The sequence below is a fragment of the Streptomyces sp. NPDC096311 genome (assembly GCF_044763085.1).
GTDB lineage: Bacteria > Actinomycetota > Actinomycetes > Streptomycetales > Streptomycetaceae > Streptomyces.
The window spans coordinates 14,690-35,352 of sequence record NZ_JBIWFN010000036.1; the positions used below are offsets into that span (position 1 = coordinate 14,690).

Sequence of the window (20,663 nt, forward strand, 5' to 3'; positions counted from 1 at the left end):
ACGTGTCAATAGGCAATGTAGACGTCAACAAGCCATCGGAAAAGGGAAGTTGTCGCTCTCCCACCGGCCGCGCCATCGGCAACCCCGAGGCCTGCCATGATGGGCGCATGCGCGTGCTGATGCCGGTCCCCGACCGCGACTTCGATGTCACCGAAGTGGCCGTTCCCTGGCGGATCCTCACCGATGCGGGGCACGAGGTGGTGCTCGCCACCGAGCACGCGGGCACCCGGCCGGCGGCGGACCCACGGCTGCTGAGCGGGGTGCTCTTCGGACAACTGGGCGCCGCCGAGGAACCCCGGCGGTTCTATGAGCAGCTCACGAAGTCACCGGAGTTCACCTCCACCGTCTCGTGGGCCGAGGTCGACATCGAGCGGTACGACGGCCTGTTGCTGCCCGGCGGACACGCACCCGGCATGCGGCAGTACCTCGGCTCGACGGCGCTTCACCAGCAGATCGCCCGCTTCTGGGCCCTCGGGCGGCCCGTCGGCGCGATCTGCCACGGCGTCCTGGTGCTCGCCCGCGCCCGCGACCTCACCACCGGCCGGGGCGTCCTGGCCGACCGGCGCACGACCTGCCTGCCCAGATACATGGAACGCACGGCCTACTTCACCACCGCCTGGCGCCTCGGCCGCTACTACCGCACCTATCCCGCGTACGTCGAGGACGAGGTCAGGGCGGCCCTCGCCGACCCGGGAACGCAGTTCGTACGCGGCCCGCGCACCCTGACCCGGCGCGGCACCGCCACCGACGACACGGACGCCTTCGTCGTCGAGGACGGCCGCTACCTCTCGGCCCGCTGGCCGGGCGACGCCTACCTCTTCGCCCGCCGCTACCTCGCCCTCCTGAACAGGCCCGCGTCCGCAGCGTGATCCGCCGGAGCGGCCCTAACGGCTCAGGCGGGCGGCGACCTCCTCCGGCGTCAGGTACTTGTCGGTGTGCTCGAATTCCCGCAGGGTCCCCTTCCGGTCGGCGAGGAAGCCGGTGCGCACGAAGTCGTCGCCCGCGACCGCGTTGAGGAACCAGTTGGCGGCCGTACGGAACCGGGCCGAACCCGTGGGCAGCGCGTACAGGTGGTATCCACGGGCCACGACCTGCGCGGACACGCCCTTGAGGCCGATACCGAGCGGCTTGGACACCGCGTCGTGGCCGCCGAGGTCGACGACCAGGCCGAGGTCCTTGTGCTTGTACGGTGTCATGGGCCGCCCCTGCAGCAGCGCCGCCAGGTTCTTCGCCGCGTGCCGGCCCTGCCGGGCGGCGTGCTGGGCGGTCGGCGGACAGTAGGAACCGTCGGCCCTGGCCAGGTCGGGCACGGCGGCCGCGTCACCCAGCGCGAACACCCCGTCCAGGCCCGGCACCTTGAAGTCCGTCTCGGCGAGGACCCGGCCGCGTACGGTCTCCGCGCCCAGCGAGTCGACCAGTGGGCTCGCCGCGACACCGGCCGTCCACACCAGTGTCCGTGACGGCAGTACCCGGCCGTCCGTGAGGGTGATCTTGCCTTCCGTGACCGAGGCGACGGTCGTCTTGAGCGAGATCTCCACACCGCGCTGGCTCAGCAGACGCAGCGCACTCGCCCCGAGCTTGTCACCGAGCTCCGGGAGGAGCTTGGGGGCGACGTCCACCAGGTGCCACTTGATGAGCCCCGGATCCAGGCGAGGGTGGTAGCGCTTCGACGCGGCGGTGGTCAGGCGCTGCAGACAGGCCGCGGTCTCGGCGCCCGCGTATCCGCCGCCGACCACGACGAACTGCAGTCGCGCCGCCCGCTCGTCCTCGTCCGACGTGGCCGCGGCCAGGTCGAGTTGGGCGATCACATGGTCACGCAGATACACCGCCTGGGCGAGCGTCTTCATCCCGCGCGCCTCGTCGAGGAGACCGGGGATGTCGAAGGTGCGGGTCACGCTGCCCGGCGTGAGCAGCAAGTAGTCGTACGACAGATCGACGAACTCCCCCGTGATCTTGCGTACGACGCACCTCTTGGACGCGGGGTCCACGCCGATCACCCCGCCCGGCAGGAACGTCGTACGGCGCAGGATCCGGCGCAGCGAGGGGGCCACGGACTGCGGGGTGACGACACCGGCGGCGACGTGCGGCAGCAGCGGCAGATAGAGCTGGTAGTCGGTGGGGCTGACGAGGGTGATCCGGGCGTCACCCGGCTGAAGGGCGTGCTCGAGTCCGCGTGCGCACTCGACGCCGGCGAACCCGCCGCCGACGATCACGATGTTCGGTGCGTCCATCCCAGCTACCTCTCTCCGTGTGCCGACATCGTGGCCCGCCACCCGCGAGCCCAGGCTCACACGGGATGACCCCAAGTGCCACCCCGCGCCGGAGCGGAGGACGGCGGCCACAAGTCCTTCTACCGATCAGTAACTTCGTCTTCCCTTCTTGTACATCCTCAGGCACGATCATCTGTCCAGCGGCGACGGTCGAGGCACCTCGTCGCTCCGACGTGAAAACGTGAAAACGTGAAAAGGGGACGAGCATGACAGGACGCGGTGTGGGGCGCCGGATCGGCGCGGTCTCGGCGGTCGTGGCGCTGGGCATCGGGGGGACGGTCACCGCTGCGGGGACCGCCGCCGCGGCTCCGGCCCAGACGACGGTGAGCGCGACGGCGACGACGGCCGCGGTCGACTACGCCACCTGGCAGAGCGACGTCAAGGCGGTCATCGACCAGGCACGGCCCTACGTCGAGCAGCGCACCGCGAACGCCGCCGGGCAGAAGCTGGCCCTCGTCTTCGACATCGACAACACCACGCTGGAGACGGACTTCCACCCGTGGTACGAACTGCCGACCCCGGCGGTCAAGCCCTCGCTCGACCTCGCCCGCTACGCGCGCTCGCGCGGTGTCGACATCTTCTTCATCAGCGCACGTCCGGGCATCATCTCCTCCTTGACGCAGTGGAACCTGACGACCGTCGGCTACCCGGTCTCCGGTCTCTACACGCGCGACCTGCCCGATCTGTTCGACGAGGTCAGCGCTTACAAGACCAGCAAGCGCGCGGAGATCGAGTCGCGGGGCTACACGATCATCGCCAACGTCGGCAACAACGACTCCGACCTCGTCGGCGGCCACGCCGAGCGCACGTTCAAGCTGCCGGACTACAACGGGCAGCTGTCCTGAACGGACGGCGTGGACTCCCGGCCGCGACTGCTTAGACTCCCCGCATGGACGAGACGAAACTGGACGCGCTCGCTTCAAGCAAGTTCCTGCTGATCACGAGCTACCGCAAGAACGGTACGGGGGTGGCGACGCCGGTGTGGGTGGTCCGGGACGGTGCGGCGCTCGGCGCCTGGACCAGCGCGGACTCCTGGAAGGTGAAGCGGATCCGCAACCGGGCCGACGTCCTGGTGGGTCCGTGCGACGTGCGGGGCAATCCGACCGGGGAGCAAGTCCCGGCCACGGCGGAGATCCTCGATCAGGCCGGCTCCGCGCGCTACCGGCAGCTGATCGCCGGCAAGTACGGCATCCTCGGCCGTCTCACCCTCTTCGGCAGCCGTCTGCGGCGGGGCACGGACGGCACGGTCGGGATTCGCATCTCCCTGACCACGTGAGGCGTGACCGCGTGAGGAGGGGGTGAGGGCCCGGCCACCGCCGGGCCCTCACCCCCTCCTTTCTGTGTCCCTGTCCGTGTCACCCGTGGAACGGCCCCGGAGGACAACTCGCCTGCACGGGCCGGAAGTTCACGGAGAACTTCGGCCCCTCGTCCGGCGAAACTCGTACGGTGGCCGGATAGCGGCTCCGCTCCTCAGGGGGTTTCGTAGCCGGTCCAGGCATGGAGCTTGTCGGGGTTGAGGACCATCCACACGTCGGTGACCAGACCGTCGTGGATGTCCGGGGCGACGACGGCGATCGTGGTACCGGCGATGCGGACGCTGACACCGGGGGCGCCGTTGACGTCCTCCTCGACGAGTTCGACTCCGGGTTCGTTGCGCATGAGGTCGAGGAAGCGGCGGGCGACCTTGTCCCGGCCGATGACCGGGCGCAGGGCGGCGCGGACCCTGCCGCCTCCGTCGCTGCGAGACATCGTGTGCGGTCCTGTCGTGCGGGGAGGGCGGGGAGCAGCAGGAGGGCCGCGAGCAGGATGAGTGCGGCGAGGAGGACCACGTCGAGGATCTGGTCGCGTGTGTTGTACACGTCGAGGTGCTGGACGTGGTAGCTGAAGTGCAGCACGGTGAAGAGCAACCACACGGCACCTGCCGTCTGGACCAGTCGGGTGTTGTGTACGTCGCGCAGGGCGATGACGGCCGGCACGGCCAGGGCCAGGAACATGGCTCCGGCGTCCTTGGCGAGGTGTTCGTCGTACGGGCCCAGCTGGGGCAGCCGGCTCAGACCGAGGCCGGGGAAGTTCGCGTACCAGCTCGTCGGGGAGCAGTGGGCCCAGATGCCCGTGTACAGCCCGGTCACGGCCAGGAGGCCGAGACTGGAGTACCTGATTGTCGAGTGCGTACCTCTATGACGAGACAGCCCCCTCGAATGTGAGGCGCGTTGCCCCGACCGTGTGAGGCCGGCCGTCACGCGCCTCCTTGGTGGGGACGTGTCCGCAGTGACGGGGCCCGCCGTTCGGCCGTACCGCGTTGAACAACCAAGCCGAGACCATGACTTCATCCGATGCTGTCAGGTCATCGACAAACCTTCAATCAAGGGCCTCCCGGTCCGGTCAAAGGGTCTACCCGCATAGACGCTTCTGGTGCTGTCATGCGCACGACCGCCCGGAACTCCTGCCGGGCACCACGTCGGGAGACCCCCACGATGTCCCGCATATCCCGCCCCCTCGTCACCTCTCTGTCCGCCCTCGCCCTCGCTGCCGCCGGCATCACCGTCGCCACCGGCAGCGCGCACGCCGCGACGTGCAGCCAGGCGTACCTTCCCCTGCCGGACCCCAGTTGCCAGCCCGGCGCCCTCAACCCGGACGTCACCCAGTCCACCATCGACTCCACGATCTGTGTCTCCGGCTGGACCGCGACCGTACGGCCCTCCAGCTCGTACACCACCGCGCTGAAGAAGAAGCAGATCGTCGAGTACGGCTACACCGACACCAGCACCTCGGACTACGAGGAAGACCACTTCGTGCCCCTGGAGCTCGGCGGTGCGCCGAAGAGCGAACTCAACCTCTGGCCCGAGCCGCAGTACGGCACGAAGACCGCGGCCAATAAGGACACCGTCGAGAACAAGCTCAAGAAGGCCGTCTGCGCGGGTACGGTCTCGCTCTCCGACGCCCAGGACGCCATCATCAACGACTGGACCACCGCCCTGTCCGACCTCGGCCTCAGCTGACGCGCCACCGGTCGCGACGGGGCCGAACCACCTCGCCGGGCCCGATCCCTCCGTGGATCGGGCCCGGCTTCCTTGTGTCCGCCGACCGGTCGGGGCGCGGGAGTTGACCGGATGTGTTCTGCGCGAGGCGTTGACTAGAAAGCGCTTGCCCCTTACGTTTCCCGTTCAGCAGCCTGACCCGCGCCTGGCATCTCATATGCGAGACATCAGATCTCCGAGCCGCATCACCTGGGAATGTGCGCCCTCCCTGGAGCTGACGATTCTCGGAGAAGGTGTCATGGGCACCTCACAATGTTCGCCATGGTGTACATCGTTCGCGTACATGACCTACGGCACTCCCGAAGGGACGCACCCGCATGCGTACTCGCCCCCCACGGACACGCACTCGCAGACTGGCCCTGGCCGCGGCCACCGCCGCCGCACTGGCCGTCACCACCGCTCTCGTCCTTCCGTCGTCCGCCTCGGCCGCCGACACCTCGCCGGTCGGCTTCGGCGCCGGGACCACCGGCGGCGGGGGAGTCACCGCCGTCACGGTCTCGACCCTCGACGCATTCAAGGCGGCCGTCACCGGCGACACCGCCAAGGTGGTGCGCGTGACCGGTCTGATCACGCTCAGCGGCCAGGTCGACATCGGCTCCAACACCACCGTTCTCGGCGCGGGTCCGGCGTCCGGCTTCACCGGCGGCGGACTGCGGCTGAAGAAGGTGACCAACGTGGTCGTCCGCAACCTGAACATCAGCAAACCGCTCAAGCCGGCCGACGGCATCACCGTGCAGGCGTCCACGAAGGTGTGGATCGACCACAACACCTTCTCGTCCGACCGTGACCACGGAAAGGACTACTACGACGGTCTGCTCGACATCAATCACGGCTCCGACTACGTCACCGTGTCCTGGAACACCTTCAAGGACCACTACAAGGGCTCGCTCGTCGGCCACAGCGACAACAACGCGAGCGAGGACACCGGGCATCTGCGGGTGACGTACCACCACAACTGGTTCGACAACGTCAACTCCCGCATCCCCAGCCTGCGCTTCGGCACCGGCCACTTCTACGACAACTACGTCGTCGGGGCCGACACCGCCGTGCACTCCCGTATGGGCGCCCAGATGCTCGTCGAGAACAACGTCTTCCGCACCACGACGGTGGCCGTCACGACCAACCGTGACAGCGACGTCGACGGATACGCCAACCTGCGCGGCAACGACCTCGGGGGAGCCGCCGCCGAGATCTCGCAGGTGGGCACCTTCACCACGCCGCCCTACAGCTACACCGCCGAGCCCGCCTCGAGTGTCGTCGCCTCGGTGACGTCCGGCGCGGGCGCCGGAAAGCTCTGACCGCCCCCACGTTCGTTCAGAAGGAGGAATCGGGACATGACCTCATCAGCACGCCCACGCGCCCGACGGCGCGCCCTCACCGGCTCCCTGGCCGCAGTCGGGCTATCGGCTGTCATGATCATGGCAGAAGGGGGCCTGTCTCCGGCGAGTGCCGCCACCTGGCCCACCGCGAACGGCAGTCAGGCCGTCTCCGCCACCATCTCGGTCTCCGGTACCAAGGACTACGGGATGAAGCGGCTCTACGGCACCGGTGACCTGGGCTCCGGCAGCCAGGACGAGGACCAGGGCCCGATCCTGGAGCTGGCCGCCGGCACCGTTCTGAAGAACGTCATCATCGGCGCCCCCGCCGCGGACGGCATCCACTGCCTGGGCGGCTGCACGCTGCAGAACGTCTGGTGGGAGGACGTCGGTGAGGACGCGGCGACGTTCCTGGGCTCCTCGTCGTCCAATGTCTACACCGTGTCGGGCGGCGGCGCGAAGGCAGCCAGCGACAAGGTGTTCCAGTTCAACGGCGCCGGAACGCTGAACGTCTCGAACTTCGCGGTGCAGACCTTCGGCACGTTCGTCCGCTCGTGCGGCAACTGCAAGACGCAGTACAAGCGGGCGATCAACCTCAACGGGATCGAGGCCACCTACAAGGGAAGCAAGCTCGTCGGCATCAACACCAACTACGGCGACAGCGCGACCCTCAAGGCCATCAGGATCGTCGGGGACTCCAGCAAGAAGATCATCCCCTGCCAGAAGTACATCGGCAACAACACGGGGGCCGAACCGACCACGAACGGGACCGGCCCCGACGGCACCTACTGCAAGTACGCGACGTCCGACATCACGTACGGCTGAGGGTTCTGTTTTGGTGGCTGGACGAACCGGCTGCGCGTGCCGGTTCGTCCAGCCAACCCATGTCAACTCCAGCCGCGATAGGGACCGTCGATGAGCTGGAACACGGGCTGGCTGCGCACCGGGTCCTGAGCGGTGGAGAGCTGGACCCGGTCGCCGCTGTGGACGTCGGCGGGCGCGCCCATCACCCGGCCGCGCACGGTGAACCCCTCCGCCATCTCGATGAGGGAGACGTTACGAGCCGCCGGGGTGTTGCGGTGGACGATGGTGGAGTGGCGCACGACGCCGGCTCCCGCGCTCGTCTCCGTTCGCAGGTCGCTGCCCGCGCAGACCGGGCAGAGAAGGCGGTGGAACATCGCCGTCCCGCACCAGCGGCACCGCTGGAAGAGGAGAGCGTCCGAGGACGACGTCCCGTTCGGCGCGGAGTCGCTGCCGAGTATGTCCGTCGCGGGTCCGACGCCCGGATGAAGGGCGATTCCTGAGGGGTACACGATGTCATCTCCCTGCACTGGGCCGGAGTCTGAGGTGCCCGGAATGCCGCGCACGAGCCACAGGGTATGGCACTGAGTGCCACTCGTAAAGGCACTCGGTACCCTCATCTGAGGAAGTGGGTGTGATGCGGCGTCTCACTCCCGGCCGAGCGCGGACTCGATCTCCCGTACGACACGCCACATCGGTGCCCCGCGTCGGGAGATCACGACGACCACGTCCTCCTGGTCCTCGCCCGGCGCGGCACCGTCTCCGGGGGAGCCGCCGAACGAGGTCTGTACGTATCCCAGCGCGTGGTCCACCGCGGTGTCGGGGTCGCTCTGTCCGTCCGAACGAAGCCAGGAGCGCAGGGCGTTGTTGTGCGCGGCGACCACCGCCGCGGCGATGACGTCGGCCTGCAGGGTGCCGTCGGGCCGGCCGGTGAAGCGGCCGCGCAGATACTCCGCGAGCGCGCGCTCGTAACGCCAGACGACCGACAGTTCGTACGCGCGCAGGCCGGGGACCTTCTTGGTGAGGCGGTAGCGCTGCACGGAGAAGGTCGGGTTCTCGGCGTACATGCGCAGCACCAGCCGGGCGGCGTCGCACACCCTGCGTACCGGCTCCTCCTCGCCGGTGCCGGCACCCAGGAACGCCGTCATGTCGGTCAGGCAGCGCTCGTGGTCCGGGAAGACCACGTCCTCCTTGGACGGGAAGTAGCGGAAGAAGGACCGTCGGCCGACACCGGCGAGCGTGACGATGTCGTCGACCGTGGTCTGCTCGTACCCGCGCTCCAGGAACAGCTGGAATGCCGCCGCGACCAGCGCGTCCCGCATGGGCGGCTTCGCCGTCGTCGTGTCTGCGGTGTCGCCGCCACGGGGTTCCTCGCTCATGGACGGAACCTAGCATCGCGCGGGAAGTGTGGCACTCAGTGCACATGGTCGAGGGAACTGAGTGCTCCCGGTGAAGGTACAGGTCGATCGCGTGCCCCGTCGGTGAAGGCGTCGGTGTCGGAGCTCGGCGCTCGGTCCGACGCGGGCGACCGCGGACCGGCCGCCGTCGAGTCGCCGCGGAACAACTGATTCCCTATGTGTCGGAAATGTGGCAGCGCGTGAACTCCTTGTGTTTTCACGGAGGTTGACAGCCCCTGCACAGTGATCGACTATGTGGTCGAGCTGTGGCCCATGTGACCAGTGGGCCCAGTGTTCTTCGACCACTCATCCCCGGTGCGGCCCCCGGCTGCTGTGTGCTGCCCTGCCGCCGACGACCGGGTCTTGGATCATCGAGATGGGATCTGCATGTCCATAGCGAGACGTGTCACCCTTCGCTGCCTGCTGGGGACGGGCGCGGCGGCCCTCGCCCTCTCCGCGGCCACCACCAGCGCCTGGGCCACGGGTACCCCCGGCGGAGACGGCTGGGACAGCGGCAACAGCGCCTACAAGCCCGGCCAGGGCGCCGGTACGGTGACCGCGGCGGATCGCTGCGAGTTCTCCCTGGACGGGACGAAGTTCTACGACTGGGTCCGCGTCGACGACCAGAACCTGAAGCCCACCGAAGACGGCAAGGTGCACATCAAGGTGCGCGCGGCGGGTGACGCCGGGTCCTGCACCGCTTCCCTCGCGGCGTACCGCACCCACGGGGCCACCTTCAAGACCTCCGGTGAGCAGGTCTTCCACGATTTCGACAGCGTCAAGGTCAAGCCGGGCGAGACCGACTCCCTCGACATCGCGGTGCCCGACGCCGGCTGCTACGCGCAGATCGACCTCTACCGCGGCGCCGTGAAGTTCGACGGCAAGTTCGACGCCAACGACGGCTTCGAGCACGGCGACCTGCCCAAGGGGCCGGACCGCGCGGTCATCAAGGACAAGCTGATCATGGCGTGGAACGGCGGCAAGAAGGACTGCACGGCGCAGCCGCCGAGCACGCCCGAGACCACGCCCCCGGCCTCGGCTCCGCCGGCCTCCACGCCGCCCGCGGAGACCCCCGGCAGCCCGACCCCGACGACGCCCGACGAGCCGTCGACCCCGGAGACGACGCCGGGCACCCCGGCGGCCTCCGACTCGACCACGCCGCCGGCTCCCTCGCCGAACGGTGGCCAGTCGACGCCGCCCGGCGACCTCGCGGAGACGGGCGGTGGCAACACGCTGCCGATCGCGGGCGGCGCCGCGGCTCTGCTCGTGGCCGGTGGAGCGATCACCGTCGTCACCCGGCGTCGACGCTCGACGCGCACCAGTTCGTGACGGCTGTCGTTGGGCGTCTGATGTTTGACGTCTGACAGGTGTTTTTGAAATCTGACAGATGACAGCTGCAATCTGAAATCTGTCAGCTGTCATCTGAAGTCATCGGATCGCGACGACTCTTCGACGGGCCCCGGCACTCACCGAGTACGTGAGCGCCGGGGCCCGTTGCGTGATTCAGATTGATGAAGCGAGCTCACGGACATGAACTTAGTGCGATCGACCCCGACCTGGAGGCAGTCCGCACATGAACTCGACCGACAGTCGCATCCGTCAGCTCATCGTCACACCGATCGCCTTCAGCGATCCGCCGCTCCTCAACTCCAGCGGAGTGCACGAGCCCCTCGCGCTGCGCTGTGTCCTGCAACTCGTCCTGGAGGAAGGCACCGTGGGCCTGGGCGAGACCCCCGGCGGCGACGACCGACTCGAACGTCTGCTGGCCGCCGGGAAGGTGATCGTCGGCATGGACGTCTTCGACACCACGGCCATCGCCGCCGCCATCGACGCCACCCTGCTGCCCACCGTGCCAGGCTCCCACGAGTGTGGCTGGATCACCTCCGCCGTGGAGGTGGCCTGCCTCGACGCGCAGGGCAGGCTCACCGGACGCCCCGTCAGCGATCTGCTGGGCGGCAGGGTCCGCGACTCCGTGCCCTTCGCCGCGTACCTCTTCTACAAATGGGCCGAACATCCGGCACTCGACGGCCGCCCGGCGATCGGCGACGGCTGGGGCGAGGCCCTCGACCCGGCGGGCATCGTCGAGCAGGCCCGGGTGATGCGACAGCGGTACGGATTCGACTCGTTCAAGCTGAAGGGCGGAGTCTTCCCGCCGGACGAGGAGATCGCCGCGATGAAGGCCCTCGCCGAGGCCTTCCCCGGCAGCCCGCTCCGCCTGGACCCCAACACGGCCTGGACCGTTGAGACCTCGCGGTACGTGGCACGCGAACTGGAGGGCGTGGTCGAGTACTTGGAGGACCCCACCCCCACCATCGCCGGTATGGCCGAGGTCGCCGAGACCTCACCCCTGCCGCTGGCCACCAACATGTGTGTGATCGCCTGGGAACACCTGCGCCCGGCCGTGGAACAGAACGCGATCCAGGTCCTCCTCACCGACCACCACTACTGGGGCGGGCTGCGCCGCACCCGTGAACTGGCGGCCGTCTGCGAGGCGTTCGGCATCGGACTCTCGATGCACTCCAACTCCCACCTCGGCATCAGCCTCGCCGCGATGACCCACGTGGCCGCGACCCTCCCGAACCTCGACCACTCCTGCGACACCCACTACCCGTGGAATGTCGCGGACGACGTGATCGTCCCCGGCCCGCTGGAGCTGCGGGACGGCTCGGTCGAGGTCCCCACCGGTCCCGGCCTCGGCGTCGAGCTGGACCACGACTCCCTGGAGCGCCTCCACCGCCGCTACCTCGACTCGGGCCTGCGCGGCCGCGACGACACCGGCTATATGCGGCGATTCCATCCCGAGTACGAGCTCCGACTTCCACGCTGGTGATCCGGAGGCCGTGGACAACACATCAGAAGATCACCACGGTACGACTCCCTTGTCGTCGAACAGCCGGCCGGTAGGGCCGTCGTCGGGCAGAGCCGCCAACCGGATGGCGATCACCGCGCCCTGCTCAGGGGTCTGAGTGCCACTGAACCCATTGAGGTCGGTGGCCACGTGGCCGGGGCAGGCGTTGCCCTTCGATTCGACGGCCGGACTCGACACCGAAACCCTCTGCACCGAGGGACAGGTGGCGATCCTGCCCAACTCGCACCCACTTGCCGGCCGCTCCCGGATCCGGACGGCCGAGGTCACCGCACTGCCGGAACTCCCGATGGCGCGCCGGCCCGGTCCCGGCGGCACCTACCCGGAGGGACGAGGGGCAGAGGCGCGGAACCTGATACGGCTCTTCCAGCTGATCGCGCTCGGCCGTACCACCGTGATCGTGCCCGAGTCCGCCGGCACCGACCTGCGCCGGGATCTCGCCGCCGTGCCGGTCCTGGATGCTCCGCCCGTGACCACGGCGATCGCCTGGCCGTCGCAGAGCCGACTGCGCGCGGTCGCCGACCTGATCCGGGTGGCGACACGTCTTTGACCGGCTGTTCTCCCCATGGCGGAGCCGTCAGCAGCAGTGCCAGGGTGGCGGCCCGGCTGGGTCAGCGGTCGCGCTCCCGTACGTGCACGTGACCGGCGAGGGGGTAGGCGGGTGGTGCCGCGGGCAAGAGCGTGATCAGTTCGTACCCGCTCTTCTGCGCGACGCGGCATGACGCCGTGTTGTCCACTTGATGCACGAGTTCAAGGCGCTTCGGTCCGCCATCGGGGAAGGCGGTGAAGGCCCAGTGCGTCAGCGCCCGCAGTGCTCGGGGCGCCACTCCCCGGCCGCGCGCATGTGCCGCGGTCCAGTAGCCGACCTCGGCGGACGAAGTGCCCGAGGCGACGTTCCTGAGGATCACGTGACCCGCCAACTGTCCCTCCATGTCCGCAGCTTGGGCTTGCGTGATGGCAAATCCGAAGCGGTCTCCCGTCTCCCATCCCTGTTGCTGGTCCTGAATCCACCGTGCCGCGCTCGCCTCGTCGTTCACGGCTGAGCTCGTCCAGCGGCGCATGGCGTCGTCCTGATACAGCTCGACCAGATCGGCAGCGTCCGCCGGGCGCCAGGGGCGCAGGATGAGAGCGGGGGCTGACGGAGTGGCGTCTGCCTTCAGCCGTACAGTGATCTTGTCCATCGGTCGAGGGTATGTGGCCGCGGTGGCCTTCGGCGCTGCATCTGGCCGCACAGCGCGAGCAGTTGGACGTACCTGTCCCTGCGCGGCCCGGGGCGAATCCGGGCCGATGCCGCACGCCTCGGCCGGTCTCACGCGTCTGCGCCCCACCTCACCGCCGTGCACGGCGACGAGCCGCCCCTGCTGGTCGCAGTACGCGACGCGTCGCTGTGACCAGCGCTCTTCCGGCGGGTTCTAGGCGGTGGTGCCGCCCGAGTAGTCGCTGGTGAAGGTGGTCTCGATGGTGGTGGCAACGGCTTGGGCCACGCCGGTGCCCGTGAGGATGATGCCCAGTTCCCGGTTGTTGCTCAGCGAGTTGCTGCTGATGTTCATGGAACCCGCCTCCACCTTCTGGGTGGACAGGCCGTAGTCGGCGACCATCGCCTTGGCGTGGATGTAGAAGCCGTTGGGGTCGGAGTAGCCGACGACCGCGCCACCGGCCGCCTTGATCGCGGACACCTCGCTGGAGTAGCTGGAGGGGCTCTCCAGGACCAGCCGTACGGCGACGCCCGACTGCGCCCTGGCCACGATGGCGTTGACCACCGCGCTGTCGCTGAGTTCCAGTTCCTCGACGTCGAGCGTCGTGGTGGCGCCGTTGATCAGGGACAGCAGGCGGTTGCGGGAGTCGGTGGGGGACCAGAGCAGATGGTCGCCGTCGGTCGGGGTGATCGCGGTGCCCGTGTAGTCCGCGTTGAAGACCTTCTCGATCGAGGCGACATCGCGGCTGTCGTCGTCGAACACGCCGTAGTCACGGCCGGTCGGGTAGTACTGGGAGGTGAGGTTGCCGGTGAGGATCAGCGACTTGGAGCCGTCCACCGTGACGGTCTTCTGGTGGGTGTACACGAAGGTGGACGAGGACCAGACCACGCCCGCGCCCGCGCTCGTCAGGGCGTTGTACGCCGACTGGTTGGCGGACTTGTGCGCGCCGTCCAGGATCACCCGTACCGTGACGCCCTTGTTCTTCAGGGCTATGAGGTCGTTGACGGCGGTGGTGTCCTCCAGCTCGTACATGGTCATGTCGAGGGAGGCGGTGGCCGAGTTGATGAAGTCGTAGACGGTCGGCTGGCTGCTGCTCTGCGAGAAGGCGAACGCGGAGTAGCTTGCGGCGTTCGCGGGGACGGCGGTGGCGAGCACGGCGGCGCCGGCCGCCAGCGTGACACCCGCGCGGCCGAGGACCTTCCACAACATACGTGGCTCCTAGTCGAGTTGATGTCCACCCGGGGGTCGGTGGGCACGTGCATGACAGCACGCGCGTAGAACGGTGAGGAAGAGAAGCTTGGTGAACGCGGAGTTACCGGCCGGCCGTGCCCATGGACAAAGGGGACTTCATGCAGGTGGGAAGCGGTTCATGCGATCCTCGCGCGATCGCAAAATCTTCGTACGTTCAGTGCTGGGAGTACGTGGAGTGCTGGGAGTACTCGGGGCCCGAACCGGCCGGCGCCGGCGGCTGACCGAAAAGGACTACGTATTTCCAGCGGACGGTCACAGCCGTAGTCCCGTCGCGGCACAGTCGATACGCTCCCAGCGGGGAACGGGTGTGCGGATGGGGGGCGGCGATGGAGTATCGGAGACGGGTGCGGCTGTGCTGCTGAGGCACCTTGACCACCGGGCTGTTATTGGCGGGCTGTTCGGGAGGGGGCGGTGGCGAGGCCGCCGAGCCCCCCGGTTCCAAGAACGCGACCGCGAGCAGCGGCACACGCTCCAGCCCGGCCCCGAGCCCCAGCGCCACAGGCCTGGGCTTCACCCCCGATCCCGGCCGCGCGCCGAAGACCCGCGCAGAGGCCGAACGCCTGGCCCGCGCCGTCGCGGCGGCCCCCGTCAACTGGGGCCCCGGCTTCGTGAAGCGCGATCCGTACGAGAGTGACCCCGGCTTCTGGCCCGCGCTCGACGCGAACTGCGTCTGGCAGCGCGATCCACTGCCCGCGACGGTACTCGCCACCCTCACCCGCTACAGCGAACTGCCCACGCAGGACGGCAAGGGCCCGATCCGCGTCGCCGCCGTCGTCACCGTGCACCGAACGGCGAAGGATGCCGACTGGGAGATGGCCGAGACCCTCGAAGAGGCGCTGCGCTGTCCCGACCAGCAGCTCCGCCAGGGCGAGCGGATCACCGGACTGCTCTCCCAGGGGTCTGCCTTCGGTCTGCTGGGCAACTCCACCGCCGAGGACACACTCACCGAGGGCGGCCAGTACTACAGCGACGAACTCGGCGGCCCCTATTACTACTACTGGATGCAGAGCCGTCTGGGCCAGGTCACGGTGGCCGTCTCCGGCAGGGGTTCCAAGGGCCGGTCCGGGAATGAGGTCGATGCCGCGCTGCAGCAGGGAGTGGGGCAGATGCTGACTCTCACCGAGAGCGAACTGGAGGGGCCGGGATGAGCGGGCGTCTGCTCCCCACCGACCCCGCCACGATCGGCGGACACCGGCTGCTGGCCCGGCTCGGCGCGGGCGGCATGGGCGTGGTCTACCTCGGCCGTACGGAGGCGGGGACACTGGCCGCCGTCAAGGTCATCCAGGCCGAGTACGCGGACGAGCCGGACTTCCGCGCCCGGTTCCGCCGTGAGGTCGAGGCGGCCCGCCGGGTGACCAGCCCCTGGGCCGTGCCGGTCACCGGCGCCGACCCGGACGCGGCGTCGCCTTGGCTGGCCACCGCCTTCGTGCCCGGCCCCTCGCTGGAGGAGGCGGTCGCCCGCCACGGTCCGCTGCCTGTCCGCAGCGTACGCGTGCTGGCCCGGATGCTCGCCGCCGCACTGCGCGAAGTGCACGCCGCCGGTCTTGTCCACCGCGACGTCAAGCCCGCCAACGTCCTGCTCGCCGTGGACGGCCCGCGCCTCATCGACTTCGGGATCGCCCGCGCGACCGACGAGACCGCGATCACCTCCACCGACCTGGTCGTGGGAACCCCCGGTTTCCTCTCACCCGAGCAGGCCGCGGCCCGCGGCGCGGCACTGGGCCCGGCCAGCGACATCTTCTCGCTGGGCTGCCTGCTGGCGTACGCGGCGAGCGGCCGACCACCGTTCGGCACCGGCACGCCGGACGCCCTGCTCTACCGAACGGTCCACGACGAACCCGACCTGGCCGGCATCGAAGCCGAGGAGAACGCCGCGGACAACGAGGAATCCGGGGAATCCGAGGAATCCGAGAAAGACACAGCGGGCACCGAGTTGCTGACGCTGCTGCACCTGTGCCTGGCGAAGGACCCGGCCGACCGCCCGACGGCCGAGCAGATCTGCACGGTGCTGCTGGTCGAGGACGCCGTCCCCGAAGGCGGCCGGCTCGACTGGCTGCCCGAGGACGTCGTACGGGCCATCGCCGACCGCTCGTCCGAGATGCTGGCGCTCCCCGACATCGAGCCGACCGTCGCCGAAGCACCGCGGGACACGGAGCAGGCGTCGCCCGGCCGGCGGCGGCTGCTCCTGGTCTCCGGTGCGGCGGTGCTCATGGCGGCGGGCGGGGCCGCGGCCTGGGCCGCCCTGCGCGATCAGGACGACCCTGAGGCACCGGCTCCGCGGGCCGGCAGCTGGGCCATCGGAGTGCAGGCGGACCTGAGCGGGGCACAGCGGACGGCGGGAGAGGCGCAGGAGCGGGGCGTGCGCCTGGCGGTCGAGCAGTTCAACTCCCGTAAGGGCAAGCCCTTCGAGCTCACCCTGAAGACCGCCGACGACGGCGGCAGCGCCGGGCGGGCGCAGACCGCGGCCAGGAAACTGATCCAGGACACCGCCGTGCTCGCCGTGCTCGGCCCGACCAACGACGAGACGGCCCATGCGGTCCTGGGCACCTACGACGAGGCCCTGCTGCCGCTGTTGTGCGTCTCGGCCGGGGGACTGATCCTGACCTCGCAGCAATACCGGTCCTTCGTGCACTGCCGCCCCAGCGACGCGGCCGTCGCCATCCCGATCAGCATCTATCTCAGGAAGCAGAAAGGGGTGCTGCGCCCCGGCCTGCTCCAGGACCGCACCGCGCAGACGTACTCCACGGAGTCCGCCTCGATCAACGCCACCATGTTGCGCCGGCTGGGCCGCCCCGCCTACCCCCGGGTGATCCCTGCGAGCGCGGACGGCACGGACGACATCGGACCCGTCATCGACGACATGCTGCGGGCCGGGATCGACTCCTTCGTCTACGCCGGCTACGCACAGGGCGCGGCACTGGTGGCCCGCCGACTGGCGACGGCCGGCTTCGAAGGGCCGCGGCTCACCCCGCAGGCCGTGATCGACCCGGCGTTCCTGGAACAGGCCGGGGACGCGGCCGAGGGATGGCTCCTGACCGCCTCCTTCGTCGACCCGTCCGCCCTACCGGCCGCGGCGGCCTTCACCGCCGCCTTCCGCAAGCGCTACGGTGCCGCGCCCGGCCACTACGCCGCCGAGGCGTACGACACCGTCAACCTCGTTCTCCAGGAGTTGGTGAAGGCCACGAAGGGCGGACGGCCGCCGAAGCGCCAGGAGTTGCTGGCCCTGCTGCGCAGGAGCCGCTACCAGGGCATCACCAAGGAGTTCTCCTTCGAGCCGGAGGACGGCACGTTCGCAGGCTGGGGCATATTCCTGCACCAGGTCGAGGGCGGCCGATTCCGCTTCCTCGGCGCCGCCCCCTCCGAGGTGTAGCAGTGAGCGGGGTGCACTCAGAGGGGCACGCGGGGGTGCACGCGCTCAAACCGGGCGACCCGCCCTTCGTCGGCGGCCACCGGCTGCTGGGCCGGCTCGGCGCGGGCGGCATGGGCGTGGTCTACCTGGCCCGTTCGACGGGCGGCGCTCTGGTCGCGCTGAAGGTCATCCGCGCCGAGTACGCGGCCGACCACGACTTCCGCACCCGGTTCCGCCGCGAGGCCGAGGCGGCGGGCGGGCTCACCGGGCGGTGGGTGGTGCCGGTCACCGCGGCGGAACCGGAGGCCCGCGAGCCCTGGCTGGCGACCGCCTTCGTACCGGGCCCGTCGCTGGCCGAGTCCGTCGCGCTGCACGGGCCGTTGCCCGAGCGTACGGTGCGGGTCCTGGGCGCCCGGCTGGCCGAAGCGCTCAGCGAGGTGCACGCCGCGGGCCTGGTGCACCGGGACGTCAAACCGGGCAACGTCCTGCTCGCCCTGGACGGGCCCCGGCTGATCGATTTCGGCATCGCGCGTTCCACCGGCGCCACCGCGCTCACCGCGAGCGACGTGGTGATCGGCTCGCCCGGGTACCTCTCGCCCGAACAGGCGCAGGCGCGGGCCGGTGACATCGGCCCGCCGAGCGACATCTTCTCGCTCGGCTGCGTCCTCGCCTATGCCGCGACCGGCCGCCGCCCGTTCGGCACCGGCACTCCGGCCGCCGTCATCTTCCGTACGGTCCACGAGGAACCGGACCTGGACGCCGTACCGTGGGCCCTGGTCCCGCTGCTCACCGGCTGCCTCGCCAAGGACCCGCGGGCCAGGCCCACCGCGCGGGAGGTGGGGGACGTCCTGGCCGGTGAGGACGGACGGACCGGCGACTGGCTGCCGTCCGCGCTGCCCCGGCTGATCGCGGAACGCTCGGCCGCCGTCCTGGCACTGCCCGACCCCGGGCCGAACACACTCGTGCAGCCGCCGGAGCGGCCCGCCCTCTCACGGCGCCGCCTGCTGACGCTGGGCTCCGCGGCCGGAGTGATCGTGACCGGCGGGGGACTGGCGGCCTGGGCCGCGTCCAGGTCCGCGGCCGGCGGCGGCACGACGGGCCAGGGACCACTGTTCCGGTACGTCATCGGGCTGCATGGGGATCTGTCGGGAGCGGAGAAGCCGATCGGCCGGGCGCAGGAGCGGGGTGCGCGGCTGGCCGTGGAGGACTTCAACTCCCGCTCCCGTGCGGGACGGACCTTCGATCTGGCGCTGAAGGTCCTCGACGACGCCGGGGAGGCGAAGCGGGCCCGGGAGGTGGCCGGAAGGTTCGCTGTTCTTCGTCGCCCAGGGTCTGCGCGAGTTGGGCAATGTCGAGGTCGAGCGGGGTGCCATGGTGCGCAGGCTCCGCGCGTCCACCTACAAGGGGCTTGCCAAGACCATCGCGTTCGACGCGGCGACCGACGCGTTCCACTCGGTCAACGGCCTCTTCCTCTACCGTCTGCACAACGGCACCCCCCGCTTCCTCGGTCGCTACGACCAGCTCAAGAAGACCTGATCCGGGGCCTCTTGCCAACGGCAGCATGAGGGCACCGGCGTTGCGCAGCCCGTGACGCCCTTCACAGCCCCTCGACGGCGAGCCGGTCGCCGGGCCTGGCCTGGCCTGGACGAGGCCACCGCCTGTGTTGTCGCGGGCGGTGCAGTGGACGACGGAGACCCGGGCCGTGCTCTCGATCTGGAAGCCGTTCTCGGCGCTCCCGGCGACCTCACACGCGGTGAAGGACCCCGGCCGCTGTCGGAGACCAGCACGCCAGGGCCGGTGCTGCCGTTCACCCGCACGCGGGTGGCGGTGGGTTCACCGTCTGCGTCCATCGTGGAGCATCACGGCGTCCGCCTTGAGGACGACCGTGCTGCACCGGCAGGGGGCGGTGCCTTACTGCTCGGCCTACGGCGCCTCTGGCACCACCCGCTCCCGCCCCCCGACGGCAGGACTCAGCACCGCGCCGGATGGTGGACCATCCGGCGTGGTCACGGAGTGTCGCAGTCCGCGGAAGGCATTCCACTGGCGATATCGATTTGTCCTGATATTATCGCTACGTAGAGTTATGACTCATCGCATGGCTGTGAGCGTTTCAGGTTCGAGTGCACGACATTTCACTGTTTGTGCGGTTATTTCTTGATCGCCCTATGCTGATGCCCTGCGGACCCGGGCAGTCGACGGCCGGTCCTGAGCCGGCGGGAAGCGGGCTTCCATGAGTGAGCGGTTTGGCAGGTCCGGGTTGGTAGGCGAGATGTCGGCCGAATTCGCGGGCACCATGATTCTCATCCTCTTCGGTTGCGGCGTGGTGGCCCAGGTGGTCGCCGGCGGAGCGCTCACGACTCCACCGGGTGGCCTCGGAAACCACGACAGCATCTCCTGGGCGTGGGGCCTCGGCGTCACCCTGGGTGTCTACGTCGCGGCACGGCTGAGCGGTGCGCATCTCAACCCCGCGGTGACCCTCGCCCTGGCCGCGTTCAAGGGTTTTCCGTGGAGCAAGGTGGTGCCCTACGCGCTGGCGCAGACGGCCGGCGCCTTCGTGGCGGCCCTCCTCGTGCGATGGAACTACACCGAGGCACTGGCGAAGGCCGACCCCGGACACACCCTCAAGACGCAGTTCGTGTTCTCCACGCTCCCCGCCAACGGCAACACGAACCTGCCGGTCTACGAGTGGGGCGCGTTTCGCGACCAGGTCATGGGCACCGCCATCCTGGTGCTGTTGATCCTGGCCATCACGGACCTTCTCAACACACCCCCCGGTGCCAACATGGGCCCGTTCATCATCGGCCTGGTCGTCGTGGCCATCGGCATGGCCTGGGGCACCAATGCCGGCTACGCGATCAATCCGGCGCGTGACTTCGGTCCCCGTCTGGCCAGTTTCCTCACGGGGTACGGCGGAGCATGGCGAGATCAGTACGGGAACTTCTACTTCTGGGTGCCGATCCTCGGTCCCCTGGTCGGTGGTCTGGTCGGCGCGGCCCTGTACAAGTTCTTCGTCGGCCAGTTCCTGCCGACAGCGGAGCCGGAGCCCCCGGGCCGCATCCCCGCTCCCAAGGACTGACACCTACGAAAAGGTGCAACGCCATCGTCCGGCAGGACACCCGCACCGACTCCATCGCCGCGGCCCCTGGAACGCCAGGGCCAGGGAGACGTCATCCGCCACA

General features: G+C 69.5%; 17 protein-coding genes and 3 pseudogenes. 13 read left to right on the forward strand and 7 right to left on the reverse strand.

Going from position 1 to position 20,663, the window contains the following annotated elements:
* Nucleotides 1-107: 107 nt before the first annotated feature.
* Nucleotides 108-869 carry a type 1 glutamine amidotransferase domain-containing protein gene (locus ACIRA5_RS50055; protein WP_403704350.1) on the forward strand — a complete coding sequence of 254 codons (762 nt, stop codon included), beginning with the start codon at nucleotides 108-110 and terminating at the stop codon, nucleotides 867-869.
* Nucleotides 870-884: 15 nt separating this feature from the next.
* On the opposite strand, the gene ACIRA5_RS50060 is transcribed toward ACIRA5_RS50055, so the two are convergent.
* Nucleotides 885-2,231, reverse strand: coding sequence for an NAD(P)/FAD-dependent oxidoreductase (locus ACIRA5_RS50060; RefSeq protein ID WP_403704353.1), 1,347 nt, complete (start codon nucleotides 2,229-2,231; stop codon nucleotides 885-887).
* A 245-nt stretch (nucleotides 2,232-2,476) separates the two neighbouring features.
* Here ACIRA5_RS50060 and ACIRA5_RS50065 point away from each other — a divergent pair, with 245 nt between their 5' ends.
* Both ACIRA5_RS50065 and ACIRA5_RS50070 read left to right on the forward strand, forming a co-directional pair.
* Entirely contained in the window at nucleotides 2,477-3,115 is a 639-nt protein-coding gene (locus ACIRA5_RS50065; RefSeq protein ID WP_403704356.1) for an HAD family acid phosphatase, read from the forward strand.
* A gap of 44 nt (nucleotides 3,116-3,159) precedes the next feature.
* Nucleotides 3,160-3,546: a PPOX class F420-dependent oxidoreductase gene (locus tag ACIRA5_RS50070; protein ID WP_403704359.1), complete on the forward strand. Its 387-nt coding sequence runs from the start codon at nucleotides 3,160-3,162 to the stop codon at nucleotides 3,544-3,546.
* Between the two features lie 194 nt (nucleotides 3,547-3,740).
* Here ACIRA5_RS50070 and ACIRA5_RS50075 read toward each other — a convergent pair whose 3' ends face one another.
* Nucleotides 3,741-4,019, reverse strand: a complete 279-nt coding sequence (locus tag ACIRA5_RS50075) for a hypothetical protein (protein ID WP_403704362.1) — start codon at nucleotides 4,017-4,019, stop codon at nucleotides 3,741-3,743.
* 725 nt (nucleotides 4,020-4,744) lie between these two features.
* Between ACIRA5_RS50075 and ACIRA5_RS50080 the strand changes: the two genes are divergently transcribed.
* From ACIRA5_RS50080 to ACIRA5_RS50090, 3 genes are all read left to right on the forward strand, one after another.
* Nucleotides 4,745-5,269: a hypothetical protein gene (locus ACIRA5_RS50080; protein WP_403704365.1), complete on the forward strand. Its 525-nt coding sequence runs from the start codon at nucleotides 4,745-4,747 to the stop codon at nucleotides 5,267-5,269.
* A gap of 356 nt (nucleotides 5,270-5,625) precedes the next feature.
* Nucleotides 5,626-6,606, forward strand: a complete 981-nt coding sequence (locus ACIRA5_RS50085) for a polysaccharide lyase family 1 protein (protein ID WP_403704368.1) — start codon at nucleotides 5,626-5,628, stop codon at nucleotides 6,604-6,606.
* A gap of 36 nt (nucleotides 6,607-6,642) precedes the next feature.
* Nucleotides 6,643-7,449 (forward strand): pectate lyase, encoded by an 807-nt coding sequence (locus ACIRA5_RS50090; protein ID WP_403704371.1) that lies wholly within the window; start codon nucleotides 6,643-6,645, stop codon nucleotides 7,447-7,449.
* Between the two features lie 62 nt (nucleotides 7,450-7,511).
* On the opposite strand, the gene ACIRA5_RS50095 is transcribed toward ACIRA5_RS50090, so the two are convergent.
* Nucleotides 7,512-7,940, reverse strand: a complete 429-nt coding sequence (locus ACIRA5_RS50095; protein ID WP_403704476.1) for a Zn-ribbon domain-containing OB-fold protein — start codon at nucleotides 7,938-7,940, stop codon at nucleotides 7,512-7,514.
* A 132-nt stretch (nucleotides 7,941-8,072) separates the two neighbouring features.
* Nucleotides 8,073-8,747 (reverse strand): TetR family transcriptional regulator, encoded by a 675-nt coding sequence (locus tag ACIRA5_RS50100; protein ID WP_403704478.1) that lies wholly within the window; start codon nucleotides 8,745-8,747, stop codon nucleotides 8,073-8,075.
* 462 nt (nucleotides 8,748-9,209) lie between these two features.
* Here ACIRA5_RS50100 and ACIRA5_RS50105 point away from each other — a divergent pair, with 462 nt between their 5' ends.
* Entirely contained in the window at nucleotides 9,210-10,151 is a 942-nt protein-coding gene (locus ACIRA5_RS50105) for an LAETG motif-containing sortase-dependent surface protein (RefSeq protein ID WP_403704374.1), read from the forward strand.
* 244 nt (nucleotides 10,152-10,395) lie between these two features.
* On the forward strand, nucleotides 10,396-11,652 hold the full coding sequence (locus tag ACIRA5_RS50110) for a glucarate dehydratase family protein (RefSeq protein WP_403704377.1): 1,257 nt from the start codon (nucleotides 10,396-10,398) through the stop codon (nucleotides 11,650-11,652).
* 30 nt (nucleotides 11,653-11,682) lie between these two features.
* Here the strand turns inward: ACIRA5_RS50110 and ACIRA5_RS50115 are convergent.
* Nucleotides 11,683-11,838: pseudogene (locus ACIRA5_RS50115) on the reverse strand (dehydrogenase); the annotation flags it as partial.
* On the opposite strand from ACIRA5_RS50115, the pseudogene ACIRA5_RS50120 reads away from it, so the two are divergent.
* A pseudogene (locus ACIRA5_RS50120) lies at nucleotides 11,837-12,238 on the forward strand (LysR substrate-binding domain-containing protein); the annotation flags it as partial. The pseudogenes ACIRA5_RS50115 and ACIRA5_RS50120 overlap by 2 nt on opposite strands.
* A 61-nt stretch (nucleotides 12,239-12,299) precedes the next feature.
* Here ACIRA5_RS50120 and ACIRA5_RS50125 read toward each other — a convergent pair.
* Both ACIRA5_RS50125 and ACIRA5_RS50130 read right to left on the reverse strand, forming a co-directional pair.
* Complete coding sequence (locus tag ACIRA5_RS50125; protein ID WP_403704380.1) at nucleotides 12,300-12,869, reverse strand: GNAT family N-acetyltransferase; 570 nt, start codon at nucleotides 12,867-12,869, stop codon at nucleotides 12,300-12,302.
* 231 nt (nucleotides 12,870-13,100) lie between these two features.
* Entirely contained in the window at nucleotides 13,101-14,093 is a 993-nt protein-coding gene (locus ACIRA5_RS50130) for a phospholipase D-like domain-containing protein (RefSeq protein ID WP_403704383.1), read from the reverse strand.
* A 410-nt stretch (nucleotides 14,094-14,503) separates the two neighbouring features.
* Here ACIRA5_RS50130 and ACIRA5_RS50135 point away from each other — a divergent pair, with 410 nt between their 5' ends.
* The 4 genes and pseudogenes from ACIRA5_RS50135 (at nucleotide 14,504) to ACIRA5_RS50150 (ending at nucleotide 20,560) form a co-directional block, all read left to right on the forward strand.
* A complete protein-coding gene (locus ACIRA5_RS50135; protein ID WP_403704386.1) occupies nucleotides 14,504-15,283 on the forward strand; it encodes a hypothetical protein in 780 nt (259 codons plus the stop codon).
* Nucleotides 15,280-17,505: a bifunctional serine/threonine-protein kinase/ABC transporter substrate-binding protein gene (locus tag ACIRA5_RS50140; RefSeq protein WP_403704389.1), complete on the forward strand. Its 2,226-nt coding sequence runs from the start codon at nucleotides 15,280-15,282 to the stop codon at nucleotides 17,503-17,505. Before ACIRA5_RS50135 ends, ACIRA5_RS50140 begins: the two co-directional genes overlap by 4 nt.
* A 35-nt stretch (nucleotides 17,506-17,540) precedes the next feature.
* Nucleotides 17,541-18,794: pseudogene (locus ACIRA5_RS50145) on the forward strand (bifunctional serine/threonine-protein kinase/ABC transporter substrate-binding protein); the annotation flags it as partial.
* 920 nt (nucleotides 18,795-19,714) lie between these two features.
* Entirely contained in the window at nucleotides 19,715-20,560 is an 846-nt protein-coding gene (locus tag ACIRA5_RS50150; RefSeq protein WP_403704392.1) for an MIP/aquaporin family protein, read from the forward strand.
* Nucleotides 20,561-20,663 lie beyond the last annotated feature (103 nt).